Below are 8274 nucleotides of genomic sequence, written 5' to 3'. Positions count from 1 at the left end.
CTGTGGTGCCCCCACAGGGACTCGAACCCTGGACCCACGGATTAACCTGCTGCACTGAGTCTCCCCAGCCACCGTCTCCGGCTTGCAGTCTGGACTATATCTTCACCTTCGGCCGGGCCGGTCAGGTGCGCCGCGTGTAGTCTCTGAGGTTCCCTTGCGGTTACCTGCTGATCGCCCAATCCCTCGGATTGTCACTGCCTCGCGGCGAGTACCTCGGGCTCTCAGGGGGTCCCAGCATATAGCGGCGGTCATCCGACGCATTTCTGCGCCGGCGCTCCATTTTGTTCTGTTGAAGTCCGTTGCTCTAACCAACTGAGCTATAGGGGCCCGTCCACCCTAGCAAGTGCCACCCCCTTCGTCGGAACCCCGGCCTACTATCGGCCGCGAACGCCCAGGAGAGGGATCGAGGTCGCATGACGAAGGTGTGCGGAACATGCCGGCAGGAGAAGCAACTCACCGAGTTCAACCGGAAGTCATCGCGACCTGACGGGCTGCAAGAGGTCTGCCGCGAATGCAACCGGGTGTCATCCCGTGCCTACTACGCGAAGAACCGCGAACACCATGTCCGCGTCGTGGTGGCACGGACGGCACGGCGCCGCGCGGAGTCCAAGGCGTTCCTCGTGGAATTCCTGCGTCGGCACCCGTGCGTCGACTGCGGCATCGCGGATCTGCGAGTGCTCGATTTCGACCACCGGCCGGAGTCGAACAAGCGCAAGGACGTCATGGCGATGGTCAAAGAGGGGTTCAGCATCGCTGCGTTGGCGGAGGAGATCGCGAAATGCGATGTGCGGTGCCGCAACTGCCACGCGATCGTGACGTTGGAGCGCGCGGGTGCGAACTGGCGCTCGACCGCGATGCGAGAGGAACCCTAGCCGGCCTCAGCCCTTGCCCTTGCCGTTGCCCTTGCCGCTGTTGCTGCCCGGTCCGTTGCCGTTGCCGCTGTTGTTGCCGGGACCGCTGTTGCCGCCTCCGCCTCCGGTGGTGGCGGTGTCTGCCGGGGGGACCTGCGCGGGCGCCGGGTCGGAGGGCGCGTTCACCGGCGCCTGCTCGACGGGCGCCTCCTCGGTCGGCGTGGGCGTGACCTGCTCGGCGGGCGCGGTCGGCTCCGGTTCCGGGAGGACGGCCCAGTTGCTGGCCAGCCAGAGCGACCCCAGCGCCAGACCGACGGCGAGGAGGGCTGCGATCACACCGCCGATGAGGAGGGCCCGCCGAGAGGGCCGACGTTCCTCGTCGGACACGACACGCTTCCTCGGGCTCGTCGGCGGGTCCTCCGGCGGCGAGGACTCGTCGCGGTCCGCATCCGCGCCGCGTGCGTCGCGGCGCAGCGCCCCCGCGCCGAGAGGGGAGGCAGGCGGCGGCGAGGGGAAGATCTGCGTCGGACCGGTGGCCGGAGCGGTGACAGGGGCGGCGATCGGCGCTGTCGACGGGTCGGCCTTCTCACGGGCGAGCGTGTTCTCCATGGCGGCGAGACGCGACGCCGCCGCCACCACCTCGAGCGCGGTGGGGCGGTCTTCGGGGCGGATCGCCGTCATCCCGCGCAGCAGCCCCTGCCAGGACGGGTGGAGCGACGCGGGGATCTCCGGCGCCGCCGAGAGCCGCGCCATCACGGTGGCGATGCCCTCGGCGTCTCCGAACGGGCGCTCGCCGGTGAGCGCCTCGATCAGCAGCAGGCCGAAGGCGTAGATGTCGGCGGCCGGTGCCGGTGGGACGCCTCGAGCCTGCTCGGGGGCGACATACGCCATGGTGCCGACGATGACTCCAGGGGTGGTCACGCGGGCGGAGTCCATCAGGTACGCGATGCCGAAGTCGCCCAGCTTCGCCCGCCACTCCCATCCGGGACGCGGTGAGGTCCGGAGCATCACGTTGGACGGCTTGATGTCGCGGTGGACGACACCGTGCTCGTGCGCGACGTGCAGCCCCTCGGCGATGTCGATCGCGATCGAGGCGACGACGCGCGGATCCACCGGCCCCTGAGCGATCAGGTCGCGCAGCGTGACGCCGTCGACGAGCTCCATCACCAGATAGCTCACGGCGTCGTTGCCGATCCGGGCATCGAACACGGTGACGAGCGAGTGATGGTTGAGCGAGGCGAGCAGTGTTGTCTCCGACATCGCGCGTTCGACCGAGTCGATGCCGTCGGTCGGCTCACGGAACACCTTCACGGCGACCGACCGTCGCAGATGGGTGTCTTCGGCGCGATACACCCTCGCCATTCCGCCTTCGCCGATCCGCTCCCGCAGCAGATAGCGCTCGTCGAGCATCTCTCCGGTGGAGAGCTCTCCGGGCACGAGCAGGTCAGTCACATGTCCTCCCACCCGATGCGCGCACCCCTCCGGCGCCGCACCGGACCTTCGACAACGGTACGAAACCCGCCTTCCGGTCACAGTGGGCTTGACGACTCGTCCTTGACATGCAACGGGCGGCCGCCGGCAGCCCGTAGGCTCCGGCGGCCGCGCCGCTCGCTGTGCCGGCGTCGCCGGCCTCGGGTCACTGTGCCGGGGGCATCAGAACCGAATCGATCAGGTAGACGGTCGCGTTGGCGGTCTGGACGCCTCCGCAGATCACGTTGGCGTCGTTGACCATCCAGGAGTCGCCGCTGCCGGTGACCTCGAGGTCCGCGCCCTGCACGGTGGTGTGCGTGCCGGCGATGTCGGAGGGCTCGATCCGTCCCGGCACCACGTGGTACGTCAGGATCGACGTCAGGGTGGCGCTGTCGGTCTTCAGCGACTCGATGGTGGCGGGGTCGATCTTCGCGAAGGCGTCATCGACGGGCGCGAACACCGTGAACTCGTCGCCGTTGAGCGTGTCGACGAGGTTCACGTCGGGGTTGAGCTGCCCGCTCACCGCGGCGGTGAGCGTCGTCAGCATCGGGTTGTTGGATGCCGCGACCGCGACAGGATCGCCCGACATGCCCTCGATCGAGCCGGCGCCGTCCGGAACGGCTTCGGCGTACGCGGCGCACCCCGGGCCGACGAGGTCGGCAGCGGGGTCCGCTGTGGCCATGGGCTCCTCGCTCGACTCCATGGCGGGAGTCGAGGGGTCGGTCGTGGGCTCCGCCGTCGATCCGCTCATGGAACAGGCGGACAACGCGAAGGTCGCGGCGATCGCCAGGGCCAGCCCTGCCGTGACGCGCTTCCCAGTGATGCGAGACATGTCTTCCTCCTCTTCGCGGCCGGTGCGACCGCTTCGTGTGGCCCCCGGAGGGAGCGTGCCGCGGGAGCGGCTACACGGACTGTTCGGAGGCCCGCGCGGATCGGATTGCACGTCGTCGGCGGGCGACGGCGGATTCGGCCCGTCGACGCGCGGACACCAATCCGAACCCGGCTCGGGTGCGAACAGAGGTCGACGTGCACGAGGGGGAGACAGGGACATGCAACTGGTCATCATCGGTCTGCTGGGCGGACTCATCACGGGGATCTCGCCGTGCATCCTCCCGGTGCTGCCGGTCATCTTCCTCACGGGCGGGGCGCAGTCCGCCCGGTTCGACGCGGAGGACGCGGACGGCCTCGTCCCCGCGTCCCGGGCGCGGCCCTATCTGGTGATCGCGGGGCTGATCACGAGCTTCACGCTCGTGACGCTGCTCGGATCCCTCGTCCTCGGCGCGCTCGGCCTGCCGCAGGACGTGCTGCGCTGGGCGGGCATCGCCGTGCTCGTGCTCATCGGCGTCGGGCTCCTCGTGCCGGCGTTCGAGCGCGTGCTCGAGCGGCCCTTCCAGAAGCTCGCGCGACGCAGCGAGGTGACGAACCGCGGCAGCGGTTTCGGTGTCGGTCTCGCGCTCGGCACGGTCTTCGTCCCGTGCGCCGGGCCGGTGCTCGCCGCCATCATCGTCGCCGGCTCGACGGGCCGCATCGATGCGGGGACGGTCGTGCTGACGCTGTCGTTCGCCGTGGGCGTCGCCGTCCCGCTGCTGTTCTTCGCGCTCGCCGGCCGTGGTCTCGTGGAGCGCATCCGCGCGTTCCGCCGGCGCGAGCGGGGCCTGCGGATCGCCGCCGGCATCGCGATGCTCGCCCTCGCCGTGGGCCTCGTCTTCAACGTGCCGCAGGCGCTGCAGCGCCTCGTGCCCGACTACACCGCCGAGGTGCAGCGCGGGCTCACCGACAATCCCGAGGCGCGGCGCGCGCTGGATCTCGGCGGTCTCGTCAACGACGAGAACAAGGACCTCGACAAGTGCACCAACGGTGCGCCGGAGCTGGAGTCGTGCGGAACGGCGCCGTCCATCCGCGGCATCGAGTCCTGGCTGAACACGCCGGGCGGCGCACCGGTCGATCTCGCCGATCTTCGCGGGAAGGTCGTCCTCATCGACTTCTGGGCGTACTCGTGCATCAACTGCCAGCGCAGCATCCCGCACGTCGTCGCGTGGGATGCGGCCTACCGCGACGCGGGGCTGCGGGTCATCGGCATCCATTCTCCCGAGTACTCGTTCGAGAAGGATGCCGGCAACGTCGCGGCCGGAGCGAAGGACTTCGGGATCACCTACCCGGTCGCGCTCGACAACTCCCTCTCCACGTGGACGAACTACCGCAACCGGTACTGGCCCGCGCACTACCTGATCGACGCCGACGGGACCGTTCGCCACATCGCCTTCGGCGAAGGCAACTATGCGGCGACCGAGAAGCTCATCCGCGAACTGCTCCAGGACGCCGATCCCGGGGTCGAGCTGCCCGAACCGACCGAGGTCGCCGACGACACCCCGCAGGCAGGCACGCGCACACGCGAGACCTTCCTCGGCGCGGCCAAGGACGTGAACTACGGGGGGAGCGGCAGCTACCGGGCGGGTGAGCACGCGTACACGATCGGCGAGGACCAGGCGGACGACACCTTCGCGCTGGACGGCTCCTGGCGCATCGAGACCCAGTTCGCGACGCCGTCCGGGGGCGGAGGCGGCAGCATCCGGCTCCGCTTCCACGCTGAGGAGGTGCGCATGGTCCTGGCGGGCGAGGGGGAGGTGAGGGTGCGCCTGGACGACGGGACGGCCCAGACGCTGCCGGTCTCGGGGACGCCTCGTTCGTATCGGGTGGCCGACATCGCGGATGCCGGAGTCCACGTGCTGGACGTCGACGTGTCGCCCGGCGTCGAGGTGTACTCGTTCACCTTCGGGTGAACCGCGCACGGCTTCGAGGAGGTGATGGGGCATGCTGGTGGACATGGTGATCGACGGGATCGACGTGCCCGAAGACGGCGCGACGCCCGTCGACCATGTCGCCGAGCTGCTCGAACGCGTCGCCGGCGGCGATGAGGCGGCGTTCGCACGCCTCTACGATTCGCTGTCGGCGCGGGTCTTCGGCCTGATCCTGCGCGTCCTCGTGGACCGTGCGCAGAGCGAAGAGGTGCTGCAGGAGGTGTTCCTGGAGGTGTGGCAATCCGCATCGCGGTTCGCTCCGAACAGAGGTCAGGGGCGCACCTGGGTGCTCACGATCGCGCACCGCAGGGCCGTCGACCGGGTGAGGTCGTCGCAGGCGAGCACGGATCGCGACGTGCGCGTCGGCTTCCGAGACCTCGACGTGCCGCATGACGGGGTCGCGGAGCAGGTCGAGCTGCGCATCGAGGGGAAGCGGGTCGCCGTGGCCCTGTCGGGCCTTCCCGAGGCCCAGCGAGAGGCGCTGACGCTCGCCTACTACGGCGGTTACAGTCAGAGCGAGATCGCGGCGCTGCTGGGTGCGCCGCTGGGGACGATCAAGACGAGGATGCGCGACGGATTGTCGCGCCTGCGAACGGAGATGGGGGTGATCGCGTGATGGACGAGCAGGAGTTCGCCGAACTGGCGGCCGGTGCCGCGCTGCACGCGCTGTCGCCCGCGGACCAGGCCGCCTTCGAGGCGGCGCGCGCCCAGCACCCGGAATGGGAGCACTTGGTGCAGGCGGATGCCGCGACCGCGGCCGCGCTGGCCGACGGCGCACCCGAGTCGGTGCCCCCGCCTGCCCTTCGCGCGCAGCTTCTCGCGCGGGTGGTGACCACGCCGCAGTTCTCCGCGGACGCCGGACCGGCGGTCGCCGACGCTCCATCCGCCGCGCCGACCCGGCGCCGGCGGTGGACCCGGGCGCTGTTCGCGCTCGCCGCATCGGTCGCGCTGCTGGCGGCCATCGGCGTCGGCGCCGCGCTGGTCAGCGACTGGCTGAACCGGTCGCCCGCGGTGGTCGCACTGGAGCAGATCGAGGACGCCCCCGACGCCCAGTCGGCCACGGCCGACGTGGCCGACGGCGGGACGGCGACCGCCCACTGGTCGGAGTCGGTCGGGAAGGTCGTGCTGGTGTCGGACGCGCTGCCGCCGATCGAACAGGACCAGAGCTTCGAGCTGTGGTTCGTCCGGGACGGAGCTCCGATCGCGGCCGGCACCTTCGAGTCGACGTCCGAACCCACGACAGCCCTGCTGGAGGGCACGATGCAGCCCGGCGACGTGATCGCGGTCACGGTCGAGCCGCAGGGCGGCTCACCGACGGGCCAGCCGTCATCGGAGCCGATCGTGAAGATTCCGACGTCCTGACGACACCCCGGCAAGGCGTCCTCTCAGCATGTCGCGAGCCCCGTGAGGCATGCTGGAAGCATGACGGGGGACGGGGCGCGAGAGATGGATGCCGCAGATCAGGGCGTCGAATCACTCATCCCACCGCTTCCCGACGTGCCGGCGGCCGCGGCCGCCGCGGCGCCTCCCGTGACCAGCCACGGCCTCGTCACCGACACCATCACGATCCAGGCGCAGAGCCGCCGCAACTGGGGGCGGGTGATCGGGGGATTCGCAGCATCCCTCGTCGTCCTCACCGCGGTCGGATTCGGGGTCGCGACGCTCAACGAGCGGTTCCACCTTTCGCCGCAGGCGGCCGCCCTCTCGCACGTGCAGGAGGCGGCCGACAGCGCATCGGCGACGGTCAAGGTCGTGGGCGGCGGCATCGCGACCGCCCACTGGTCCGACGACGCCGGACTGCTCGTGCTGGTGGCGCAGCGCATGCCCCAGCTGGCCGACGGCGAGACGCGGGCCGTCTGGGCGATGCGCGACGGCGACCCGTTCGAGGCGGGGACGTTCGACACCGACGCCGCCGGGGCGGCGACGCTCGTGGTCGACGACTGGAAGCCGGCGGACGGGCTCATCGTCACGGTGGAGCGCGCCGACGACATGGCGGGCCGCCCCCTCGGCGACACGGTCGCACGCATCCCCACCGAGTGACGCTTCGGTAACCTGGGGCCGTGGCATCCGCCCCCCAGAAGACCTCACCGACGCAGACGATGCAGACGCTCGCGCACCTGCGGCGCGCCCGCGATCTGATGGACCGCGACTACGCCGAACCGCTGGACGTGCCCACGATGGCGGCGAAGGCGCTCATGTCGCCCGCCCACTTCTCACGCGAGTTCAAGGCCGCGTACGGCGAGACGCCGTACGCGTACCTCATGACCCGACGCATCGAGCGGGCGATGGCGCTGCTGCGCGACGGCGCATCGGTGACCGACGCGTGCACGGCGGTCGGGGCCACGTCGCTGGGCTCGTTCAGCTCGACCTTCACCGAGATCGTCGGCGAGACGCCGAGCTCGTACCGCTCGCGGCCGCACGACGCGGCCGAGGCGATGCCGCTGTGCGTCGCGAGGATCCTCACCCGGCCCACGCGCTACGCCTGAACCGAGCAGGATCGGAGAAGCGCGGGTGGCGCCCGGTCCGTAGCGTGGCAGCCATGACGAACATCTCACTGGCGTACAGCCCCATCACCGTCGACGACGTCGACGCCGCCATCCCCTTCTACCGCGACGGACTGGGCCTCGAGGTGGTCAACGACGTCGCGTACGACGGCCACCGCTGGGTGAGCTTCGGCTTCCCGGGACAGCCCGGCCTCTCGCTCGTCGTGTCGGACCCGACCGCCGGGCGCTCACCCGACGACGGCGACGCGCTGCTGCGCCTCGTGGTGAAGGGATCCGGTCCTGGACCGTACGTCTTCACGACCACGGATCTCGACGCCACGTTCGAGAAGCTGCGCGCGTTCGGCGCCGAGGTGCTGCAGGAGCCCAAGGAGCAGGGGTGGGGCCCGCGCGACGCGGCGTTCCGCGATCCCGCCGGCAACCACATCCGGATCAACCAGGTCTGAGCGGCGACCGACATGTGCCTGCCGTGGGTCGCCGCGATGCAGCGCGACCAGGATGCCGCGGCCGAGCGTGTGCTCGTGGCGGCGGGTAGCCTGGAGGGGATGAGCGATTCGTCCCGTGAGTTCCACAAACCCGTCCGCCGGCCCGCAGAACTCTTCGACCGGACGTTCTCGGCCGAGGACCCGGCGGAGGTCTCGCGCGTCGCCCACA

General features: G+C 70.5%; 9 protein-coding genes and 1 pseudogene. 8 read left to right on the top strand and 2 right to left on the bottom strand.

What is annotated here, in order from left to right; translation table 11 throughout:
- The first annotated feature begins 413 nt into the window (after positions 1 to 413).
- The gene (locus ACTHNQ_RS08000; protein WP_440332624.1) at positions 414 to 872 is read left to right on the top strand and encodes a hypothetical protein; all 459 of its coding nucleotides are present in this window, start codon (positions 414 to 416) and stop codon (positions 870 to 872) included.
- A 6-nt stretch (positions 873 to 878) separates the two neighbouring features.
- On the opposite strand, the gene ACTHNQ_RS07995 is transcribed toward ACTHNQ_RS08000, so the two are convergent.
- Both ACTHNQ_RS07995 and ACTHNQ_RS07990 read right to left on the bottom strand, forming a co-directional pair.
- Entirely contained in the window at positions 879 to 2303 is a 1425-nt protein-coding gene (locus tag ACTHNQ_RS07995; RefSeq protein WP_440332622.1) for a protein kinase domain-containing protein, read from the bottom strand.
- A gap of 184 nt (positions 2304 to 2487) precedes the next feature.
- Entirely contained in the window at positions 2488 to 3153 is a 666-nt protein-coding gene (locus ACTHNQ_RS07990) for a fasciclin domain-containing protein (protein WP_440332620.1), read from the bottom strand.
- Positions 3154 to 3370: 217 nt separating this feature from the next.
- On the opposite strand from ACTHNQ_RS07990, the gene ACTHNQ_RS07985 reads away from it, so the two are divergent.
- The 7 genes and pseudogenes from ACTHNQ_RS07985 to ACTHNQ_RS07955 all read left to right on the top strand — a co-directional run.
- A complete protein-coding gene (locus tag ACTHNQ_RS07985) occupies positions 3371 to 5101 on the top strand; it encodes a cytochrome c biogenesis protein DipZ (RefSeq protein WP_440332619.1) in 1731 nt (576 codons plus the stop codon).
- 31 nt (positions 5102 to 5132) lie between these two features.
- Positions 5133 to 5735 carry an ECF RNA polymerase sigma factor SigK gene (gene sigK, locus ACTHNQ_RS07980; protein ID WP_440332617.1) on the top strand — a complete coding sequence of 201 codons (603 nt, stop codon included), beginning with the start codon at positions 5133 to 5135 and terminating at the stop codon, positions 5733 to 5735.
- The gene (locus ACTHNQ_RS07975; RefSeq protein WP_440332615.1) at positions 5735 to 6481 is read left to right on the top strand and encodes an anti-sigma factor domain-containing protein; all 747 of its coding nucleotides are present in this window, start codon (positions 5735 to 5737) and stop codon (positions 6479 to 6481) included. The genes sigK and ACTHNQ_RS07975 overlap by 1 nt, the downstream gene beginning before the upstream one ends.
- A 60-nt stretch (positions 6482 to 6541) precedes the next feature.
- Positions 6542 to 7159: an anti-sigma factor domain-containing protein gene (locus tag ACTHNQ_RS07970; RefSeq protein WP_440332613.1), complete on the top strand. Its 618-nt coding sequence runs from the start codon at positions 6542 to 6544 to the stop codon at positions 7157 to 7159.
- Between the two features lie 59 nt (positions 7160 to 7218).
- A complete protein-coding gene (locus tag ACTHNQ_RS07965) occupies positions 7219 to 7605 on the top strand; it encodes a helix-turn-helix transcriptional regulator (RefSeq protein ID WP_018172611.1) in 387 nt (128 codons plus the stop codon).
- Between the two features lie 53 nt (positions 7606 to 7658).
- Positions 7659 to 8066: a VOC family protein gene (locus ACTHNQ_RS07960; protein WP_440332611.1), complete on the top strand. Its 408-nt coding sequence runs from the start codon at positions 7659 to 7661 to the stop codon at positions 8064 to 8066.
- 12 nt (positions 8067 to 8078) lie between these two features.
- Positions 8079 to 8274 (top strand): annotated as a pseudogene (locus ACTHNQ_RS07955) (DNA-directed RNA polymerase subunit beta); the annotation flags it as partial.

Source organism: Microbacterium sp. (genome assembly GCF_051953575.1).
GTDB lineage: Bacteria > Actinomycetota > Actinomycetes > Actinomycetales > Microbacteriaceae > Microbacterium.
Note: the sequence above shows the minus strand (reverse complement) of the source record. Positions and strands in the feature narration are given on the sequence as shown.

Bases quoted from the DNA above. Each gene is read 5' to 3' on its own strand.
- ACTHNQ_RS08000 (WP_440332624.1), top strand. From the start codon at position 414: ATGACGAAGGTGTGCGGAACATGCCGGCAGGAGAAGCAACTCACCGAG.
- ACTHNQ_RS07990 (WP_440332620.1), bottom strand. From the start codon at position 3,153: ATGTCTCGCATCACTGGGAAGCGCGTCACGGCAGGGCTGGCCCTGGCG.
- ACTHNQ_RS07985 (WP_440332619.1), top strand. From the start codon at position 3,371: ATGCAACTGGTCATCATCGGTCTGCTGGGCGGACTCATCACGGGGATC.
- sigK (WP_440332617.1), top strand. From the start codon at position 5,133: ATGCTGGTGGACATGGTGATCGACGGGATCGACGTGCCCGAAGACGGC.
- ACTHNQ_RS07975 (WP_440332615.1), top strand. From the start codon at position 5,735: ATGGACGAGCAGGAGTTCGCCGAACTGGCGGCCGGTGCCGCGCTGCAC.
- ACTHNQ_RS07970 (WP_440332613.1), top strand. From the start codon at position 6,542: ATGACGGGGGACGGGGCGCGAGAGATGGATGCCGCAGATCAGGGCGTC.
- ACTHNQ_RS07965 (WP_018172611.1), top strand. From the start codon at position 7,219: ATGCAGACGCTCGCGCACCTGCGGCGCGCCCGCGATCTGATGGACCGC.
- ACTHNQ_RS07960 (WP_440332611.1), top strand. From the start codon at position 7,659: ATGACGAACATCTCACTGGCGTACAGCCCCATCACCGTCGACGACGTC.